The organism is Mesorhizobium amorphae CCNWGS0123 (genome assembly GCF_001686985.1).
GTDB lineage: Bacteria > Pseudomonadota > Alphaproteobacteria > Rhizobiales > Rhizobiaceae > Mesorhizobium > Mesorhizobium amorphae.
In genome coordinates, this window is the sequence record NZ_CP015318.1 from 4574774 (window position 1) to 4592319 (window position 17546).

General features: G+C 64.5%; 17 protein-coding genes. 9 read left to right on the top strand and 8 right to left on the bottom strand.

Annotation, left to right across the window (positions count from 1 at the left end; all coding sequences use genetic code 11):
* The first annotated feature begins 41 nt into the window (after positions 1-41).
* The 3 genes from A6B35_RS21625 to A6B35_RS21635 are packed head-to-tail and all read left to right on the top strand — an operon-like array spanning position 42 to position 3474.
* Positions 42-989 carry an ABC transporter permease gene (locus A6B35_RS21625; protein ID WP_006203381.1) on the top strand — a complete coding sequence of 316 codons (948 nt, stop codon included), beginning with the start codon at positions 42-44 and terminating at the stop codon, positions 987-989.
* Positions 986-1855 carry an ABC transporter permease gene (locus tag A6B35_RS21630; protein ID WP_006203380.1) on the top strand — a complete coding sequence of 290 codons (870 nt, stop codon included), beginning with the start codon at positions 986-988 and terminating at the stop codon, positions 1853-1855. Before A6B35_RS21625 ends, A6B35_RS21630 begins: the two co-directional genes overlap by 4 nt.
* Positions 1852-3474, top strand: a complete 1623-nt coding sequence (locus tag A6B35_RS21635; RefSeq protein ID WP_006203378.1) for an ABC transporter ATP-binding protein — start codon at positions 1852-1854, stop codon at positions 3472-3474. The genes A6B35_RS21630 and A6B35_RS21635 overlap by 4 nt, the downstream gene beginning before the upstream one ends.
* Before the next feature lie 112 nt (positions 3475-3586).
* Here the strand turns inward: A6B35_RS21635 and A6B35_RS21640 are convergent, their stop codons facing one another.
* Positions 3587-4018, bottom strand: a complete 432-nt coding sequence (locus tag A6B35_RS21640) for a TerB family tellurite resistance protein (protein ID WP_006203377.1) — start codon at positions 4016-4018, stop codon at positions 3587-3589.
* Between the two features lie 234 nt (positions 4019-4252).
* On the opposite strand from A6B35_RS21640, the gene A6B35_RS21645 reads away from it, so the two are divergent.
* The 3 genes from A6B35_RS21645 to A6B35_RS21655 all read left to right on the top strand — a co-directional run bounded on the left by A6B35_RS21645 (position 4253) and on the right by A6B35_RS21655 (position 5832).
* On the top strand, positions 4253-4423 hold the full coding sequence (locus A6B35_RS21645; protein WP_006203375.1) for a hypothetical protein: 171 nt from the start codon (positions 4253-4255) through the stop codon (positions 4421-4423).
* A gap of 143 nt (positions 4424-4566) precedes the next feature.
* Positions 4567-5337 carry a helix-turn-helix domain-containing protein gene (locus A6B35_RS21650; RefSeq protein WP_050900752.1) on the top strand — a complete coding sequence of 257 codons (771 nt, stop codon included), beginning with the start codon at positions 4567-4569 and terminating at the stop codon, positions 5335-5337.
* A 75-nt stretch (positions 5338-5412) separates the two neighbouring features.
* Positions 5413-5832 carry a VOC family protein gene (locus A6B35_RS21655; RefSeq protein ID WP_006203373.1) on the top strand — a complete coding sequence of 140 codons (420 nt, stop codon included), beginning with the start codon at positions 5413-5415 and terminating at the stop codon, positions 5830-5832.
* A gap of 3 nt (positions 5833-5835) precedes the next feature.
* Here A6B35_RS21655 and A6B35_RS21660 read toward each other — a convergent pair whose 3' ends face one another.
* Positions 5836-7311: a cobyric acid synthase gene (locus A6B35_RS21660; RefSeq protein WP_006203372.1), complete on the bottom strand. Its 1476-nt coding sequence runs from the start codon at positions 7309-7311 to the stop codon at positions 5836-5838.
* Positions 7311-7925 (bottom strand): dimethylsulfonioproprionate lyase family protein, encoded by a 615-nt coding sequence (locus tag A6B35_RS21665; protein ID WP_006203371.1) that lies wholly within the window; start codon positions 7923-7925, stop codon positions 7311-7313. The genes A6B35_RS21660 and A6B35_RS21665 overlap by 1 nt, the downstream gene beginning before the upstream one ends.
* Before the next feature lie 145 nt (positions 7926-8070).
* Between A6B35_RS21665 and A6B35_RS21670 the strand changes: the two genes are divergently transcribed.
* Together A6B35_RS21670 and mmsB are read left to right on the top strand one after the other, a co-directional pair.
* Positions 8071-9237 (top strand): isobutyryl-CoA dehydrogenase, encoded by a 1167-nt coding sequence (locus A6B35_RS21670; RefSeq protein WP_006203370.1) that lies wholly within the window; start codon positions 8071-8073, stop codon positions 9235-9237.
* Positions 9238-9257: 20 nt separating this feature from the next.
* On the top strand, positions 9258-10142 hold the full coding sequence (gene mmsB / locus A6B35_RS21675) for a 3-hydroxyisobutyrate dehydrogenase (RefSeq protein WP_006203369.1): 885 nt from the start codon (positions 9258-9260) through the stop codon (positions 10140-10142).
* A 481-nt stretch (positions 10143-10623) separates the two neighbouring features.
* Here the strand turns inward: mmsB and A6B35_RS21680 are convergent, their stop codons facing one another.
* The 3 genes from A6B35_RS21680 to A6B35_RS21690 are packed head-to-tail and all read right to left on the bottom strand — an operon-like array spanning position 10624 to position 14285.
* Positions 10624-12003 (bottom strand): aspartate aminotransferase family protein, encoded by a 1380-nt coding sequence (locus A6B35_RS21680; protein ID WP_006203368.1) that lies wholly within the window; start codon positions 12001-12003, stop codon positions 10624-10626.
* A 51-nt stretch (positions 12004-12054) separates the two neighbouring features.
* Positions 12055-12177, bottom strand: coding sequence for a hypothetical protein (locus tag A6B35_RS21685; protein WP_006203366.1), 123 nt, complete (start codon positions 12175-12177; stop codon positions 12055-12057).
* 32 nt (positions 12178-12209) lie between these two features.
* Positions 12210-14285: a prolyl oligopeptidase family serine peptidase gene (locus A6B35_RS21690; RefSeq protein ID WP_006203365.1), complete on the bottom strand. Its 2076-nt coding sequence runs from the start codon at positions 14283-14285 to the stop codon at positions 12210-12212.
* A gap of 123 nt (positions 14286-14408) precedes the next feature.
* Between A6B35_RS21690 and A6B35_RS21695 the strand changes: the two genes are divergently transcribed.
* On the top strand, positions 14409-14948 hold the full coding sequence (locus tag A6B35_RS21695; protein WP_006203364.1) for a hypothetical protein: 540 nt from the start codon (positions 14409-14411) through the stop codon (positions 14946-14948).
* Between the two features lie 19 nt (positions 14949-14967).
* Here A6B35_RS21695 and A6B35_RS21700 read toward each other — a convergent pair whose 3' ends face one another.
* Positions 14968-16128, bottom strand: coding sequence for an MFS transporter (locus tag A6B35_RS21700; protein WP_040583090.1), 1161 nt, complete (start codon positions 16126-16128; stop codon positions 14968-14970).
* A 75-nt stretch (positions 16129-16203) separates the two neighbouring features.
* Entirely contained in the window at positions 16204-17379 is a 1176-nt protein-coding gene (locus A6B35_RS21705; RefSeq protein ID WP_006203362.1) for an MFS transporter, read from the bottom strand.
* Positions 17380-17546 lie beyond the last annotated feature (167 nt).

The following is a 17546-nucleotide window of genomic DNA, read 5'->3' on the forward strand; positions in this document are numbered from 1 at the left end:
GCTGCTGGCCAAAGGCGAAACTTGCGTTCTCTCACACCGCCATGACCGCCTACCTCCTCAAACGCCTCATCATCGCACTCGCCACGCTGGTGCTGGCCTCCATGGTGGTGTTCGCCGTGCTTGAGATCATTCCCGGCGACCCGGCGCGGCTGATGCTGGGCCTGAACGCCAGCGCCGATCAGGTCGAGGTGCTGCGCAACCAGATGGGCCTCAATGCGCCTCTCGCCATTCGCTATCTGCACTGGGCCGGCGGCTTGCTCAGCCTCGATTTCGGCCGCTCTTACACTTATTCGGTGCCTGTCATCGATCTCGTGCGCGAGCGCATCGTCGTCTCGCTGCCGCTGGCGCTGATCGCGCTCGCTCTCTCCACGATCATCGCCATTCCCGTCGGGCTCTATTCCGCCAGCCGCCGCGGCCGGGCCGGCGATGCGATTGCCATGGGCGTCACGCAATTCGGTGTCGCCGTGCCGAACTTCTGGTTCGCGCTGATGCTGATCTACCTCTTTGCCGTCTGGCTGCGACTGGTGCCGGCCGGAGGCTTTCCGGGCTGGAGTGCCGGCGTCTGGCCGGCATTGAAATCGCTGCTGTTGCCGGCCGTGGCACTGGCGCTGCCGCAGGCGGCGATCCTCGCCCGTGTCGCCCGCTCGGCACTGATCGAGGTGCTCAACGAGGACTATATCCGAACCGCCCGCGCCAAGGGCCTGCCCTACCGTGCCGTGCTCTGGCGGCATGCGCTGCGCAACGCCATGATCCCGGTGCTGACCATTCTCGGCTTGCAGTTCGCCTTTTTGCTCGCCGGCACCATCATCATCGAGAATGTCTTCTACCTGCCCGGCCTGGGACGCCTGGTCTTCCAGGCGATCACCCAGCGCGACCTGATCGTCGTCGAAAGCGTCGTCATGCTGCTGGTCGCCGCCGTCATTGCCGTCAACCTCCTTGTCGACCTCTCCTATGCGGTGGTCGATCCGCGCCTGAGAAGCAGGCAATGACGCTGCACGTCGACATCCCCGAAGAAACCCTTGCCAGCATTCTGGCCAAGGCGTTGCGCAATCGATCGTTCCTCATCGGCCTCGCCATCACCGCGCTGGTGGCGGCGGTGGCGATCCTCTCCTATGTCTGGACGCCCTACGACGTCACCAGACTGGTGATATCGGACAAGACGCAAAGCCCGTCGCTGGCGCATTGGTTCGGCACCGATCATTTCGGCCGCGACATCCTGTCGATGATCATGGTCGGCGCCCGCAACTCGATCGCGGTGGCCCTGGTCGCGGTCGGCATCGGCATGGGTGTCGGCGTGCCGCTCGGCGCCTTTGCCGCGGCGCGCGGCGGCCTCATCGACGAAGTGCTGATGCGCATGAACGATCTCGTCTTCGCCTTCCCGGCCCTGCTGTCGGCGATCATGATCACCGCCATCTTCGGGCCGGGCGCCATCAACGCCATCATCGCCATCGGCATCTTCAACATCCCGGTGTTTGCGCGTGTGGCGCGGGCCGGCGCACTGGCGATCTGGCCGCGCGAATTCATCCTCGCCGCGCGCGCCGCCGGCAAGGGCAGCACGCTGATCACCATCGAGCACATTCTGCCGAACATCGCCACGCTGCTCCTGGTGCAAGGCACGATACAGTTCGCGCTCGGCATCCTCGCCGAAGCCGGGCTTTCCTATGTCGGCCTCGGCGCCCAGCCGCCGATGCCGAGCTGGGGCCGCATGCTGTTCGACGCCCAGACCCGCATGGTGGTGGCGCCGTGGATGGCGATCTTCCCGGGCATGGCGATCGTCGTCACCGTGCTTGGCCTCAACCTGCTCGGCGACGGCATCGCCGACATCCTCGACCCGAAATCGCGGCGGCAGCGATGAGCCTGCTCGAGATCGAGAATCTTTCACTGGCGATCGGCGACACGCCGATCCTGAAAGGTGTCGAGCTTTCCGTCGCGCCCGGCGAGGTGATGGGCCTGGTCGGCGAATCCGGCTCCGGCAAGTCGATGACGGCGCTAACAGTGATGCAGCTCCTGCCTTTCGCGGCGCGCGCCACTGGACGCGTCACCTTCGACGGCATCGACATTCTCGCCGCCAGCGAGGACCAGATGTGCGCGCTGCGCGGCGACGACATCGGCATGGTGTTCCAGGAGCCGATGACCGCGCTCAACCCGGTCAAGACCATCGGCGAACAGGTGGCCGAGGGCATCCGCTGGCATACAAGGTCAAGCCGCGCCGAGGCCGAGGACCGGGCGCGAAAAATGCTCGACCGGGTCGGCCTGCCGGCAGCACTATTCCCGCTGTCGCGCTATCCGCATGAACTCTCCGGTGGCCAGCGCCAGCGCGTCGTCATCGCCATCGCCTGTGCGCTGAAGCCGAAGCTTTTGATCGCCGACGAGCCGACGACGGCCCTCGACGTGGTGCTGCAGGCGCAGATCCTCGATCTCTTGCGCGACCTTGTCGCAGAAAACCGCATGGGCCTGCTGCTGATCTCGCACGATCTCGCGGTCGTGACGGAGATGGCCGATCGCATCACCATCCTGCGCCATGGCGAGGTCATGGAGGCCGGCGACACCGCGCGAACGCTGTCCGAACAGCTCCACCCCTACACGCGCCAATTGGCGCAGGCCTCCATGCATGTGCCGGCCCGCCCCAAAACGCACGCTGCTGGCTCGGCCAAGCCACTGCTTCAGGTCGAAGGCGTGACGCGCGATTACCCGGGACGGCGCATGTCCCTGTTCAAGCGCGCCACACCGGTCCGCGCCGTCGACGACGTGTCCTTGTCAATCGCGCCTGGCCAATCAGTGGCGCTGGTCGGCCGATCCGGCTGCGGCAAGTCTACCCTCGCCCGCATGATCCTGGCGCTGGACAGATCGACTTCAGGAACGATCCGCTTTCGCGGCGAGACCATCACCGGCAAGAGCGAGACCGAACTCAAGCCGGCGCGGCGCGACATGCAGGTGGTGTTCCAGGATCCTTACGGCTCCTTCGATCCGCGCCAGAAGGTCGAAAAACTCGTAGCCGAACCGCTGCATGTGCTGGACAAGAAGCCAGCGCCTGCGGAGCGCCGCGAGATGGTGGCGCATGCGCTGCACGAGGTCGGCCTCGGCCCGCGCGACATGGACAAATACCCGCATGAATTTTCCGGCGGCCAGCGTCAGCGCCTGTCGATCGCCCGCGCTATCATCACCCGCCCGAAACTGGTCGTCGCCGACGAGCCGGTCTCGGCGCTCGACGTCTCGATCCGCGCCCAGATCCTCGACCTGTTCGCCGAGCTCAACCAGAAGCTCGGCATCGCCTATCTGTTCATCACCCACGACCTGACCGTCGCCCGCGCCATCACCGACGAGGTGCTGGTCATGCATGACGGCAGGATCGTCGAGCGCGGCATGACGAGCGAGGTCCTGGATCATCCGCAATCGGAGGCAGCCAAGGCCCTGGTCGCCGCCGCTCCCGACTTGCATCGGGCCATCGCGCGGCGATTGCAGGAGCAAGGGTGAGCGACCGGCTCGCGAAGCGATTTCATCGTGGAGGTGGCACGATGAAAGGTCAGCGAGCGCCGGGGTCCTGCGAAGCAGCGGGGACCCGAACGGGCGACCGTCGAAACAAAGCCTATTCTTCCGGCTTCACCACATCGACCGGGCTGATGTCGAGCAGGTCGAGCGTGCGGCGCAACAGCCGCACCTCGCTCTCGGCCAGTTGCGAGTCGGCCTTGGCGATCTCGGCCATATGGCGGGCGAGCAGCTTGCGCCGCTCGACGTCGAGATCGCGGAATTGCGCAACGGCCTGCGAGCCGTTGGTCTCGTAGCCGAATTCGTTGAGATACTCGATGACGTTGTCGATGCTGGCCTCGGGAATGCCAAAGGCCTCCTTGCAGATGCGGCGGAAGGCGACCATTTCGCTCTCCGAGACCGAGCCGTCGGCCAGGATCATGCGAAACAGCATCAAGAGTTCCGCTGACAGTACCGGGTCGTCGGCGACCTTGCGCACACCGGGATCGCCTTCGAAGATCGAGCGTATCTGGTCAAGCAATGCGAACGCCATCAGAGCCCCTTTTCCGATTCTTGTAGAATAGGTAGCGCGGAATCGGCCTTGCGCAAACGGGGTAGCGGTGGTCGAACGCGCACAATTCTTTCGACGGGCAAAATCCTCCTCGCCCGCGTGGCGTTCGCGATAAAGCGCCCAGCCGACGCGGCGAACCCGCTGCGCACCTTGATTGGTGTATGACCCCGCGCCTGTTAGAATGCCGGCGTACGAATCATGTTGGAGGAGCCACACATGAATCTTAGTGCACCCACTCAGCTTATTTTCATTATAGCCCTTGTCATCGCCATCATCGGCGTTCTCGCTGCTCTTGGCGTTCTTGCGTTCATTCCCCTCGCATCAGTTTGGATCGTGCTCATCGCCTACATCGTGCTTGCCGGCGGCTGCATGATGCGCGGCGCCTAGGCACTTCAAGATCTCAGGTAACCGCGAAGCGCCCGGTCCCAAGCCGGGCGCTTTTGATTTTGACGCATGGTCTGCTAGTTTCCTTTGCCGGAGGAGACGCCGTGGCCACCGATAGCGAAGAGCCTTATCCGAGCCGGTTCGAGATGGTGCGTCGCCTACCCGGCCCGCAGCTTCAGGGCGCGGTCACCGACATGTGCGGCTACCGCGAGACGATTTCAGGCCATTTCCGCAGCGTCGAATATGCCTCGCTGACCGTGCCGCTGGTCATCAGCTTCGCTGAGCCTTTCGCCATCGGTCTGGGCAAGAACCCTGGCGGCAACGACCGCTTCGCCAGCTTTGCCGCCGGCCTTTTTGCCGGGCCGGTGATGATCGAATCCTTCGGCGGCGCCTGCTGCGTGCAGATCAACTTCACGCCGCTCGGCGCCCGCCGTTTCTTTGGCCAACCGATGAGCGAATTGACTGACCGCATGGTTGGCCTCGACGATGTGCTTGGCCTCGAGGGCAACACGCTGCGCGAAAGGCTCGGCGATGCGCGGGATTGGAGCGCTCGCTTCGCCATTGCCGAGAGCTTCGTCGCTGCCCGGTTGGCTTCGACGGATCCCATGCAGGCCGAAATCGGCTGGGCCTATGACAGCATCATCGCCTCCGGCGGGCGCACCCGCGTCGCCACGCTGGCCGGAAGACTAGGCTGGAGCCGCAAGCACCTTGCGCGAAAATTTTCCGACGCGGTCGGCGTAGGCCCGAAGACACTGTCGCGCATCGTCCGCTTCAACCGCGCGCTTGGCCTCTCGAGACAGGACAACAGCGATTGGGCCGACATCGCTGCCGATTGCGGCTATGCCGACCAGGCGCATCTGGTGCGCGAGTTCCGCGACCTCGCAGGCGAGACGCCGACCGCAATCGCCGCCGGGTAACATTTCTTCAAGACGCCGCAGCGACCTTTGCCCAGACTGGGTTATCGACCAACCCTAGTTGAAGGAGGTTCCCCAATGCCCACGACCAGCGAAGCACCCCGGCTCTACCCTGCCTTGCGCTACAAGAATGCGGCAAAAATGATCGACTGGCTCGGCGATGCGTTCGGCTTCACCGTTCGCGCCCGCTATGGCGAGGGTGACGTCGTGCACCACGCCGAACTCGTCTTCGGCTCCTCGATGATCATGCTGGGCACCGCGCGCGAGGACGATTACGGCAAGATGGTTGGCGAGCCGGGCTCAGGCGGTGGCAAATCGATCTACGTCGCCGTCGACGATGCCGACGTCGCCTATGCCAAGGCCAAAAAGGCTGGCGCCACGATCATCCAGGAACTTGTTGACCGCGATTACGGCAGCCGTGAATTCATCTGCCGCGATCCCGAAGGCAATGTCTGGTCCTTCGGCACCTACTGGCCGAAGGCCGGGGAAAAGGCTTAGCGCCTAGCGTGCCAGCGCGAAAATCGCGTCGCAGTCGAGGTGGGTTTCCAGCTCGACTGCGACCTCGTCCAGCGCCCGTTCGACCTCAGCGCGATAGTCGATGCCGCCGCCCCTGACACCGAGGCTTTCCAGGAATTTCGTCCGGAAGGCGTCGGCGGAAAACAGCCCGTGCAGATAGGTGCCCATCACCTTGCCGTCGGCGGAAACCGCTCCGTCCTCGACGCCATTGATGATCGCCGACGGTCGCGCCATGTCGGGACCGGTGGTGCGGCCGAGATGGATCTCGTAACCTTCCAGCGGCAGGTCGAACTGTACCGACCGGGCGCTGGAATTGCGCACGATCTTTTCCGGCTCCATCACCGTTTCGAAGTCGAGCAAGCCAAGGCCCTCTGTTTCGGTGACGCTGCCTTCAATGCCGTCGGGATCGCGCACCATGCGGCCCAGCATCTGAAAACCACCGCAGATGCCGACGACATGGCCGCCGCGTTTGCGATGCGCGAGAAGGTCGCGATCCCAGCCATTCTCGCGAAATTTCAGCAGATCGCCGATCGTCGATTTGGAGCCGGGAATGACCACCAGCCCGGCGGCTTCCGGGAACCGCTGTCCGGGCGGCACGAACACCACCTCGACCTGCGGTTCGGCCTTGAGCGGATCGAGGTCGTCGAAGTTGGCGATGCGGCCAAGCATCGGCACGGCCACTTTCAGCGCACGCTTCTCGCCCGATGCCAGCCGTTCGAGCACCACCGAATCCTCCGAAGGCAAGCGCGCCGCAGCCTTCAGCCACGGCACGACGCCGAAGCAGGGCCAGCCGGTGAATTTTTCGATCGCCTTGATGCCGTCGTCGAACAGCGAGACATCGCCGCGGAACTTGTTGATGAGGTAGCCGACGATCATGCGCCGGTCGTCTTCCGGCAGGATCAGATGCGTGCCGGCGACCGAGGCGATGACGCCGCCGCGGTCGATGTCGCCGACCAGGATCACCGGCACGTTGGCGCGCGTCGCAAAGCCCATATTGGCAATGTCGCGGCTCCTGAGATTGATTTCGGCCGGCGACCCCGCGCCCTCAACGATGACGAGGTCGGCGCCCTCGCCGACCTCGTCCCAGGACTCCAGCACAGCCTCCATCAGCCGGCCCTTCATGGCCTGATAGTCGCGCGCCCTGGCCTCGCCGAACACCTTGCCCTGCACCACCACCTGCGAGCCGATATCGGTCTGCGGCTTGAGCAGCACCGGGTTCATGTGGACAGACGGCGCAACACCGCAGGCGACCGCCTGCAGCCATTGCGCGCGGCCGATCTCGCCGCCGCCGGCATTGTTGTCGCCGGGAATGTCGGCGACGGCGGCGTTGTTGGACATGTTCTGCGGCTTGAACGGCCGCACCTTCAGCCCGCGTTTCTTCGCGGCGCGGCAGAGACCCGCGACCAGCACGGTCTTGCCGACATCAGAGCCGGTGCCTTGCAGCATGATCGCCCTGGCCATCACGCCCTGCCCTGTGCGACGGTGCCGGTGATTTCGGACTTCTGCGCCAGCGGCCCACCGCGCCAGATATAGAGCGCCAGCAGCGGCTCCTCGGCCGTGCGCATGGCATGGCTGACATTCGAGGCATGGTGGATCACCTCGCCGGCCTCACGAACTTCAAAGCCGCCCTCACCCGTGCGCCACTCCGTGCCGCCGGTCAGCGGAACGTAGATCTCCTCGGCAATGTGATTGTGGTCGGGATAGACGATGCCAGGCCCAAGGATCAACAGGCCGGCCGCGACCTCGTCATTGGCGAAATGGCCGCGCGTGCCGAACACCTCCAGCCAGCCATATTTTTCCAGGAATGCCGCGCCGAAATCGGTCACGCTGTAGGTCTGCCCCCAGCGGAATTCGTTCCGGCGCCGGGCCAGCAGCCGCGCCAGCGGCTTGGCACTGGCCGGAGCAAGCTCGACGATACGGTCGAGGTAACGAAGGCAAGGCAGCGCATGCGGCGCCAGTGCACGGGCCGGCATGTTCCACTCGATCCGCGCCACCGCTTCCCGCACCAGCGGACTGTCCACCGTGTCCAGATAGCCACGGAAGCCATCGAGGAGGTCATCGAAATGTGTCGGCACGCTATGCTCCGCTGATCCATTCGCGCACAGCCGCTGCGCAGCAGGCTGGGTTGCGCGGCGGCATCATTGGTCTAGATTGAGCGGCGCGCAAAGCCAAAAACGACAGGCCAGCCGACTGGCTGGCCAAGGACATAGGGAGCACGCCATGGACGCCGCGGTCGATGCGAGCACCAGCCAGTTCGAACTCAACGAGGAGCAGCGTGCCATCCAGGAGATGGCACAAGCCTTCGCCACCGACCGCGTCGCGCCGAATGCGCTTGACTGGGACCGGGCGAAGCATTTCCCCGCCGATGTGATCCGCGAGACAGGCCCGCTCGGCCTTGGCGGTATCTATGTTCGCGACGATGTGGGCGGCTCGGCCTTGGGGCGGCTCGACGCCGTGCTGATCTTCGAGGCGCTGTCGCGCGCCGATCCGGCCTTTTCCTCCTTCATCTCGATCCACAACATGGTGGCGTCGATGATCGACCGCTTCGGCAGCGAGGAGCAGCGCCAGCGCTTCCTGCTGAAACTGACCTCAATGGAGTGGCTGGCCAGCTACTGCCTGACCGAACCAGGTTCAGGCTCGGACGCAGCGGCGCTGAAGACGCGTGCGGTGAAAAGCGGCAGCGACTATGTGCTGAACGGCGCCAAGCAGTTCATCTCTGGCGCCGGCGACAGCGACCTCTATGTGGTCATGGCGCGCACCGGCGCCGACGGGCCGAAGGGCATCTCTACCTTCGTCGTGCCAAAGGATGCGCCGGGCCTTTCCTTCGGCGCCAACGAGCACAAGATGGGTTGGCACATGCAGTCGACCCGCCAGGTCATCTTCGAGGACTGCAAGGTGCCGGCGGAAAACCTGCTTTCGGGCGAAGGCGCCGGTTTCGGCATCGCCATGGCCGGCCTCGATGGCGGCCGGCTCAATATCGCGGCCTGTTCGCTCGGCGGCGCGCAATCGGCGCTCGACAAGGCGCTCGCCTACACCGCGGAGCGCAAGGCCTTCGGGTCGAAGATCAATCAGTTCCAGGCCCTGCAGTTCAAGCTCGCCGACATGGAGACCGAGCTGCAGGCGGCCAGGATGTTCCTCTACACCGCCGCCTCGAAGCTCGACCGCAAGGCACCCGACGCCGGCAAATGGTCGGCCATGGCCAAGCGCTTCGTCACCGACACCGGCTTCAATGTCGCCAACGAGGCCCTGCAGTTGCATGGCGGCTACGGCTATTTGCACGACTACGGCATCGAGAAACTGGTGCGGGACCTGCGCGTCCACCAGATCCTCGAAGGCACCAACGAGATCATGCGGGTCATCATCGCCCGCGCGCTGATCGGCCGCTGAGCAGAACCGGAGACATTTCGATGACCACCATCGCCTTCATCGGCCTCGGCAACATGGGCAATCCAATGGCCGCCAATTTGGTCAAGGCTGGGCATGCAGTGCACGGCTTCGACCTGCTGCCGGAGAACCTCACCGTCGCCAGGGAGCATGGCGTCGTGATCATGGCCAATGCGGTTGCCGCGGTGAAGGACGCCGATGCGGTCATCACCATGCTGCCGGCCGGCAAGCATGTGCTCTCGGTCTATGAGGACATCGCACCCAAGGCGAAGAAAGGCGCGCTGTTCATCGATTCCTCGACCATCGACGTCGAATCGGCGCGCAAGGCGCATGCCATCGCCAGCAGGCATGGGCTGGCGTCGATCGACGCGCCGGTCTCCGGCGGCACCGGCGGCGCCACCGCCGGCACGCTGACCTTCATGGCCGGCGGCTCGGACGACGCATTCGCGGCGGCCGAGCCGGTCCTCAAGCCGATGGCCGGTCGCGTCGTCCATTGCGGCGGCGACGGCGCCGGCCAGGCAGCAAAGATCTGCAATAACATGATCCTCGGCATCTCGATGATCGGCGTTGCGGAAGCTTTCGTGCTGGCGGAAAAACTCGGGCTTTCGCACCAGGCGCTATTCGATGTCGCGTCCACCTCGTCGGGCCAATGCTGGTCGCTGACCAGCTACTGCCCGGTGCCAGGGCCGGTTCCGGCGTCACCTGCCAACCGTGATTACAAGCCCGGCTTTGCCGCCGCACTCATGCTGAAGGACCTGAAGCTGTCGCAGGAGGCCGCCCAAGGCGCCGGCGCAGTGACGCCGCTCGGCGCCGAGGCGACGCAGCTCTACGCGCTGTTCAACGCGCAGGGGAATGCTGGCGCCGATTTTTCCGGCATTATAAATTTCCTGCGCGGCGCTTCCAATTAAGCTTCGAATTTCACAGCGCTTTTTTCGCTTTTCTCGGCGGAAAGAGCGCAAATTTAGATTTGCTTAAGTTCTCGATAACCGGCCGGTAACGATGTGCCTATAAAACGGACAGCGAGGCGGACATATCGCATCCGCCCGGCGCTCCGGATCAGGTCTCGCGTACCGGAGCCCGTAAGTTTCGCAAGTGTTTTGTTGGCGAAACGCCATGCGTATCTGGCAAAGCCGCGTTCCCGGTGGGGCGCGGTTTTTGCGTTTCCGCCGGCTCAACTGGCGAGTCTCATATTCCGACTGCCGCGTCCGGAATCGCTACATGGTCTTCATTGACCATGATGATCGGCGCTTTGACCCTTCGATCGCGGGCTGGTTGAGCGGTGTACGGCCATGATCCTCCGTATCGGCAAAATTGCACTGCGGGTTCTAGACCATGATAGCCGGCAATGGAATCAGCCGGGCGTTATCGCTTGACGCCCGGCCGTACAGGTCAGCGCTTGCGCAGATCCACCTCCGCCAGGTCGAGCGCCTTGGCGATGCGCTCGCAGGCCATGTCGATCGTCTCACGCGTCCAGATCAGCGGCGGCGACAGGATCATCGTGTCGCCGGTGGCGCGCAGCATCATGCCTTGCGCGATGGCGTGGTCGCGAACGACGACGGCCGCACTGCCCGACGGTAGGTAACGCTCCTTCGTCGCCTTGTCCTTGACGATCTCGATCGCCCCCATCAATCCGATCGAGCGCACTTCGCCGACCAGATTGTGGCCGGCGATGCGCTCCTGCAGCGCCTGGGCGAAGTAAGGTCCGGTGTCATTTTTGACGCGGTCGACCAGGCCTTCCCGCTCGATGATCTCGAGGTTCTTCAGCGCCACCGCGCAGGCCACGGGATGACCGGAATAGGTGTAGCCGTGGTAGAACTCACCGCCCTTCTCGACCAGCGTCGCCGCGATGCGGTCCCCGACCAGAAGCGCCGACAGCGGCTGATAGCCGGAGGTCAGCGCCTTGGCCGTGGTGATGGTGTCGGGCTCGATGCCGAAGGTTTGCGCGGCAAACCACTCGCCGGTGCGGCCATAGCCCGTGATGACCTCGTCCAGCATCAGCAGCACATCGTATTTGCGGCAGATGCGCTGCACTTCCGGCCAGTAGCTCATCGGCGGGATCTTCACCCCGCCCGCGCCCATCACCGGCTCGCCGATGAAGGCCGCGACCTTGTCGGCGCCGGCTTCGAGGATGGCGTCCTCGACCGCCTTGGCCGCGCGCAGGCCGAAATCGTGGTCGCTTTCGCCGGGCAGCGCCAGCTCATAGGCATAGGGCATCATCACATGGACGATGTTGGGCACCGCGCCGCCGAGCTGCTTGTGCATCGGCTCCATGCCGCCGAGCGAGGTGCCGGCGATGGTCGAGCCGTGATAGCCCATCTTGCGCGAGATGATGCGGTTCTTCTCCGGCTTGCCTTCCAGCGCCCAGTAGTGGCGCACGAGCCGCAGCGCCGTGTCGTTGGCCTCTGAGCCCGAAGAGCCGTAGAACACCTGGCTGACGCCCCTGGGCGCCAGTTCGGCGAGCTTCTTCGACAACAGCACCGGCGTCGGTGTCGAACATTTGAAGAAGGAGTTGTAGTAGGGCAGCTCCTTCATCTGGGTATAGGCGGCCTCGGCCAGCTCGTCGCGGCCGTAGCCGACATTAACGCACCACAGCCCAGCCATGCCGTCGAGGATTTCCGTGCCGTCGGCGTCGTAGATGAACGGCCCATTGGCATGGGTGATGATACGCGAGCCGGCCTCGCGCAATTCCTTGTGGTCGGTGAACGGATGCAGGTGGTGCGCGGCGTCGATCTGCTGAAGCTGCTTCAGCGAATAATTCTGATAGGTCATGATTTTGGTCTTTCCTCTGGAACCAATCCGGCAGGAGCCGGGGCGGATTCGTCAGAGGAAGACCGGTGGCGAATAGCCGATGCGGGCGCACAGGCGCAGAAGCTCGGCACGCAGCGTGCGGGGTGACGGCGTCACCGCCACCCCGAATGCGCTGGATGTCTTCATCAGAGCCATGGCGGCACCTTAAGCCGCCCGAGGCCTTGTGTTCAAGCCGTCGCGGTCAAAGCCCGCTGCAGAAAGACATAGCGCATCGCGGCCTGTGCCGCTTGCGGCCGGCGATCGCCGCGCCCGCCATGCCCGCCCTCGGTCTCCTCGAAGAACAGCGCTTTCGCATGGCCGGCGGCCTGCAGCCGCGCCGCCATCTTGCGCGCGTGGCCGGGATGGACGCGATCGTCGGCGGTCGAGGTGGTCAAGAACACCGGCGGATAGGCGGCGTCGGCCTCGACATGCTGGTAGGGCGAGTAGGCGCCAAGCCACGCCGCCTCTTCCGGCTTCGAGGGATCGCCATATTCGGCCATCCAGGAAGCGCCGGGCGGCAGTTCGGTGTAGCGCAGCATGTCGAGCAGCGGCACGTCGATGATGACGGCACCAAATAGCTCAGGGCGCTGGGTCAGCGAAACGCCGGTGAGCAGGCCGCCATTCGAGCCGCCCTGGATACCGAGCGAAGCCGCGGTGGCGATGCCGCGCCTGACGACATCCTGTGCAACCGCGGCGAAGTCGTCGAAGGCGTTCTGGCGGTTGCCCTTGAGCGCCGCCTGGTGCCAGGCCGGGCCGAACTCGCCACCGCCGCGGATGTTGGCCTGCACATAGGCATTGCCCTTCTCCAGCCAGAGCCTGCCGCGCACGCCGGCATAGCCGGGCAGCAGCGGCACTTCGAAACCGCCATAGCCGTAGAGCAGCGTCGGCACCGGCCCTTTCTGGTCGCGCCGCCGGACGACGAAATACGGGATCATGGTGCCGTCCTTCGAGCGCGCCTCGAACTGCTCGGAGACATAGGGCGAAGCGTCGAAACGCGCCGGCTGCGCCTTCACCGTCGCCAGCGTCTCGCCATCATTGTCCGACCAGATGATCGAGCTCGGCGTCAGGAAATCGGTGAAGGAGAAGGACACGCTGGCGCCGAAATGCTCGGCATGGCTGATGCCGACATTGCCGTTTTCGGGCAGCGCGACGGGCTTCAGCGACCAGCCGCTGCCGACGCGGTCGCAGGCGATGACCTTGCCGCGCACATTGTCCATCAGATTGATGAACAGTCGCTCCTCTGTGCGCGCGAGCCCGGCGATCGAGACCCGGTGCGCCGGTTCGAGCACGGTTTCGACAGGCCCCAGCACCCCGGTTTCGATCCAGCGCTCGAAATCCACCGAATACAGAGCGTCGGACAGACAGTGCGTGCCGTCAGGTGCAGTCCACGGGCTGCGCACGCCGAAGATGAGCTGCCCCTTGAAGATAGCCGTGTCGGTGACGTCGTCCGGCAGCGGGATGCGCCTGTTCTCGCCTGAAGGCAGCCGCAGGAAGCTGTGCGAGGAGAAGAAGTCGATGGTGCGGGCGAGGAACAAATGCCGCCTGTCGCCGTCGATCTCGACCCCGCCGCCGGCCGCGAGATCCTGTTTTTCGGCCTCGAAGATCGGCGTCGCGTCCTCCAGTTTCGTGCCGCGCCGCCAGAGCTTGACCACGCGTGGATAGCCGGACTGGGTCTTGTCCTCCTCCTCGAAGGCGGCCGAGACAATGACAGTGTCCCTGTCCAGCCAGGAGAAGCCCGACTTCGAGGCTGGCGCGCGAAAGCCGTCCTCGACGAAGGATTTCGCCGCGATGTCGAACTCGCGCATCTCGCTGGCATCGCCGCCATCCGGTGACATCGAGACCAGGCAGAGGGTGAAGTCGGGATAGAGGCGGCTCGCCCCGCTGAACACCCATTTGATGCCCTCTTTGGCCGAGAGCACGTCGAAGTCGATGATCGTTTCCCATTGCGGTTTGTCGGTCTTGTAGGAGGCGACCGTCGTGCGGCGCCAGAGGCCCAGAACATTGGTCCTGTCCTGCCAGAAATTGTAGACATGGCCATTGAGCGCGGCGCCAACGGCGATGTTGTCCTCGGCCGTCATCAGGTCGAGCGCGGTTTCGAACGCCGCCTGGTAGGACGGGTCACCCTGCAATTCGCCGACCGTCACTTCATTCTGGCGATGCACCCAGTCGAGCGCCTGTTTGCTCGTCCGGTCTTCCAGCCAGAGGAAGGGGTCCTGGGTCTCCCCGGCTGGCTCTTGCAGCCTCGGTGCGATCGACTTGGTCATGTGGCCTCCGGAAAAATTCGTCAGCTGGGTGCCACAAACATCGGCATGGCGCTACCGACATTCAACCGGAACAGGTAAAAACGATTACACCCTGCCATCTGCCCGAGCAGCGAAGAAACCCTGATGCAACGGCTTTACATCGCAGTCGAAAAATTTGGCCCGTCCGGCGGCATTGGATGGAAAAAGTACGTCGAGTGGTCGGGCCTCACCCAACTCACCGAGGTCGTCACACTCGATGGTATGCTCTGCCACTTCGCACTCCCGGAAACGAAAGACACTCACTGGCCCCATATCGTTCACGAAGACAACATGCTCAATTTCTTCGTGGATTTGGACTTCCTCCTTTCCGAGCTCGACGACACGATCAATCTGAACATTCTTGGTGTGATCCGACGACCTTCGGCGGATGTAAGCTTGCTTGATTGGGACGGGTTCGTATTCCTTGGGTACGACCTTATGGACAAGGACGTCGGCAACAGTGCATTGACCAATTGCGGAGGCTTTCCGGAAGCATTCGCGAACTCGGAACTGTCCAGCGTCGGACTGATCTCGAACTTTGAGCGCGCCGTGGAAATTCAGCGGGCGCTGCGCACTAAATATTATCCGCCGGAACACCACGCCGATTGCGATCTTTGGGCCATTTTCAGACGGCAAAACGACTGAGGGGCTGCCCCACCTCGCCTTACACCATCCGCCGACGCAAGATGGTAGCCACCGCCAGCGCCAGGCAGATAGCGCCGAGCGTGAACGGCAGGCCGGGCGCGCCGATCACATCCATGACGCCGCCGGTGAGCGGCGGCACGAGAATGCCGCCGACGCCCCACATCAGCGAGAAGGCGGCATTGCCGGCAACCAGCGCCGAGCCTGTAAAACGCTCGCCAAGCTCGATGATCGACATCGTGTAGATGCCATAGGAAACCGCGCCCCAGAGGAAGACGCACGGCCAGATCAGCGGCGTCTCGATGAGCAGCGGCAACAGCGCGCAGCCGAGCACGGTCAGCGACACGCAGATGAACCGCACCAGCCGCGCTGTCAGCCTTTCCGCCAGCAGGCCGAGCGGCACCTGCATGGCGATGTTGCCGGCAATCATCACGGACAGCAGCGCCGACATACGGACTTCGGCAATGCCGTAATGGGTGCCATAGACCGGAAGCAGCGCCAGAACCGCCTGCTCGAAGCCGGCGGCCACGACGACCGTCGACAGCAGCAGCCAGGCCATCGGCATGAACCCCATCACCGAAACCCCGTGCCCGGCCTCGTCGACCTTAGGCAACCGAGGCAGCACCAGCGCCAGGCAGCCACCGCAAAAAACGAAGGCGGCAATCCCCACCAGAAACGGCGGCCAGCCTTCGGTGCCGACGGCAAGCAGGCAGAGCGGACCGGCGGCGAAACCGGCCGAAATGATCGTCGAATAGACGCCCATGACGCGACCGCGCCGCGACGGTGGGGCAAGTGCGATCACCCAGATCTCACTAAGAACATAGAGCGGGTTGGTGACCACGCCGATCAGGAAGCGCAGCGGGAACCACAGATAGACGTTCTGCGTCCAGCCGATCAACGCCAGCACGAGTGCGGATAGGGCTGCGCAGGTCAGCGCCGTGCGCCCTGCCCCGAACCGCCGTGCCAGGCCAGGTATCAGTGGCGACGACAGGATGAAGCCGACAGGCGTCATCGCCGCCGAAAGCCCGATCATGGCCGGCGAGACGCCCTGGCGCTGCAGGATGAAGCTCAGCAGCGGATAGGAAAGCCCTTGCGCGATGGCGAAGACGGAAACGGTCGCGATCACACCCGTGATCGCCGCCCATTGCATCGGCTCGTCTCTGCTCGTTTCCGCCAAATCCATGTGGGCAGCCTTAGCGGCTCGCCTCGACGGTCGTAAGCCCCGCCGGCGAAAACCGCTTGCTCCAGCCAAAGCCTGTCAGGAGTTTTTGCGCCTGGCCGAGCGATACAGCGCGAAGGCAATCAACACCGCATCGAGCCCGGCGATCACCGCCGGCACGCCGAGCGGGCCGATCGCCTGCATCAGCGCGCCCGCGCCGGGCGGGCCGACGATGCCGCCGGCACCCCACATCAGCGCGAAGGCGGCGTTGCCGGCGACAAGCGCTGTTCCCCTGAAGCGACTGCCAAGCTCGACCAGCGCCATCGTGTAGACGCCGTAGCCGACCGCGCCCATCACCACCAGCACCGGCCAGACCAGCGGCGTCGTGATCAGCACCGGCAGCGACAGCGCGCAAGCCGCCGTCGCCAGCGCGCAAAAAACGATCATCGCCCGGCCGCCGAAGCGTTCCGCCATCAGCCCAAGCGGGATCTGCAAGAGGATGTTGCCGGCCGACAGCGCCGTCACCAGCGCCGCCAGCTTCGCCTCGGGTAAGCCGTAGCCGGTACCGAAGACAGGGATAAGCGCATAAGTGCTTTGCTGCACCGCCGCCGAAACCAGAACCGCCAGCAGCAGCGCCGGCGCCAGCCTGGCGAAGCCGACAAGGCCGCCGGAGGCCTGGCCGTCTTCCTCGAAGCCGGTGAGCTTCGACGACACGGCGCGCAGGATCAGCGCGCAGAGCGCAAAACCTGCAATCGCGGCGATGAAAGGAGGCCATCCCGACGCGCCGACGGTGATCAGGATCAATGGCCCCGCCGCGTAGCCGGCGCCCATCAGCGCGTTGAACACCCCCATCACCCTGCCCCGGCGCGACGGTGGCGCCAGCGACAGCGCCCAGACCTCGCCAAGCACATAGAGCGGGTTGATGACCACGCCGACGAGGAAGCGGAGGATGAACCACGCAACCCAATCCTGCAGATAGCCGATGGCCAAAAAGCACACCGCGCCGGCCAGCGAACAGCCGACGGCGAGATTGCGCGCCCCGAAGCGCCGCACGGCAGCCGGCACGAACGACGCCGAGAGAATCAGGCCAACCGGCATCATCGCGGCGGAAAGCCCGATCAGCGCAGGCGACATGCCTTGCCGCTGCATCAAGAGCGTGAACAGCGGATAGCTCAGCCCTTGCGCGGCGCCGAACATGGCGAGCGCCGCAGTGACGCCGGCAAGCGCCGCCCATTGCGTTGCCGCCTCGCCATCTCGCGAATCGGTCGCGACCATGCTGCCATCCCTGTGAAAACGCCTACCTGCGGCCGGTAAGCTATCCGGCTAGCGGTTCGATCTGGGAAAAGGAAGGGCCGCCCCGGCAAATCCGCTGCGCCAAGTCACCTGGGCGACGCAGGTACCAGCAATCCTGCTGCCCTTCCGGCATGTCGCTTCCATCGCCC

Bases quoted from the DNA above. Each gene is read 5' to 3' on its own strand.
- A6B35_RS21645 (WP_006203375.1), top strand. From the start codon at position 4,253: ATGAATCTTAGTGCACCCACTCAGCTTATTTTCATTATAGCCCTTGTC.
- A6B35_RS21625 (WP_006203381.1), top strand. From the start codon at position 42: ATGACCGCCTACCTCCTCAAACGCCTCATCATCGCACTCGCCACGCTG.
- mmsB (WP_006203369.1), top strand. From the start codon at position 9,258: ATGACCACCATCGCCTTCATCGGCCTCGGCAACATGGGCAATCCAATG.
- A6B35_RS21655 (WP_006203373.1), top strand. From the start codon at position 5,413: ATGCCCACGACCAGCGAAGCACCCCGGCTCTACCCTGCCTTGCGCTAC.
- A6B35_RS21660 (WP_006203372.1), bottom strand. From the start codon at position 7,311: ATGGCCAGGGCGATCATGCTGCAAGGCACCGGCTCTGATGTCGGCAAG.
- A6B35_RS21685 (WP_006203366.1), bottom strand. From the start codon at position 12,177: ATGGCTCTGATGAAGACATCCAGCGCATTCGGGGTGGCGGTGACGCCG.
- A6B35_RS21630 (WP_006203380.1), top strand. From the start codon at position 986: ATGACGCTGCACGTCGACATCCCCGAAGAAACCCTTGCCAGCATTCTG.
- A6B35_RS21705 (WP_006203362.1), bottom strand. From the start codon at position 17,379: ATGGTCGCGACCGATTCGCGAGATGGCGAGGCGGCAACGCAATGGGCG.
- A6B35_RS21690 (WP_006203365.1), bottom strand. From the start codon at position 14,285: ATGACCAAGTCGATCGCACCGAGGCTGCAAGAGCCAGCCGGGGAGACC.
- A6B35_RS21680 (WP_006203368.1), bottom strand. From the start codon at position 12,003: ATGACCTATCAGAATTATTCGCTGAAGCAGCTTCAGCAGATCGACGCC.
- A6B35_RS21695 (WP_006203364.1), top strand. From the start codon at position 14,409: ATGCAACGGCTTTACATCGCAGTCGAAAAATTTGGCCCGTCCGGCGGC.
- A6B35_RS21670 (WP_006203370.1), top strand. From the start codon at position 8,071: ATGGACGCCGCGGTCGATGCGAGCACCAGCCAGTTCGAACTCAACGAG.
- A6B35_RS21635 (WP_006203378.1), top strand. From the start codon at position 1,852: ATGAGCCTGCTCGAGATCGAGAATCTTTCACTGGCGATCGGCGACACG.
- A6B35_RS21650 (WP_050900752.1), top strand. From the start codon at position 4,567: ATGGTGCGTCGCCTACCCGGCCCGCAGCTTCAGGGCGCGGTCACCGAC.
- A6B35_RS21700 (WP_040583090.1), bottom strand. From the start codon at position 16,128: ATGGATTTGGCGGAAACGAGCAGAGACGAGCCGATGCAATGGGCGGCG.
- A6B35_RS21640 (WP_006203377.1), bottom strand. From the start codon at position 4,018: ATGGCGTTCGCATTGCTTGACCAGATACGCTCGATCTTCGAAGGCGAT.